This is a genomic window from Plantactinospora sp. B6F1 (genome assembly GCF_040120695.1).
GTDB lineage: Bacteria > Actinomycetota > Actinomycetes > Mycobacteriales > Micromonosporaceae > Plantactinospora.
Genome location: NZ_JBEEAC010000117.1, coordinates 1 through 583 on the forward strand (window position 1 = coordinate 1; position 583 = coordinate 583).

1 pseudogene is annotated in these 583 nt (G+C 65.2%); it reads right to left on the reverse strand.

Annotation, left to right across the window (positions count from 1 at the left end):
- Nucleotides 1-254: 254 nt before the first annotated feature.
- Nucleotides 255-583 (reverse strand): annotated as a pseudogene (locus ABNF97_RS34060) (transposase); the annotation flags it as partial.

The window sequence follows — 583 nt, forward strand, 5'->3', positions numbered from 1 at the left end:
CATCCCAACAACCCGGAGGACCCCAGGAGACCACGCCCACCGCCGCGACAGACGGCCCACCACCATGCCCAGAGCCCACCCACATCGATCAACAGTGATCAAGGCTGCCGGGCCGACGTGGCCAGCGGGAGTGTAACGTAAACGGTGGAAATCAGACAGATAGGGATTCTCTGATGGCAACCGTGACGAACACTCATTGCGAGGCGGCGGTCGACGCAGCCGCCGGTGAGACGGCCAGCGGCGAGGACCTCCTTGCCGGTGGGGTCGAGGCTCATCAACGCCATGTAGACGCACTTGAGTGCTGCGGCCTCGTTCGGGAAGTGTCCGCGGGCGCGGACGGCCTTGCGGATACGGGCGTTGACCGACTCGATCGCGTTCGTGGAGCAGATGACCTTGCGGATCTCCACGTCGAAGGCGAGGAAGGGCACGAACTCGGCCCAGGCGTTCTCCCACAGCTTCACGATCGCCGGGTACTTGCGGCCCCATGCCTCGGCGAACTCCAGGAACCGTTCAGTCGCGGCATCCTCGGTCGCCGCGGTGTAGACCGGCTTGAGCGCCTTGGCGATCTTGTCCCAGTCCCAGG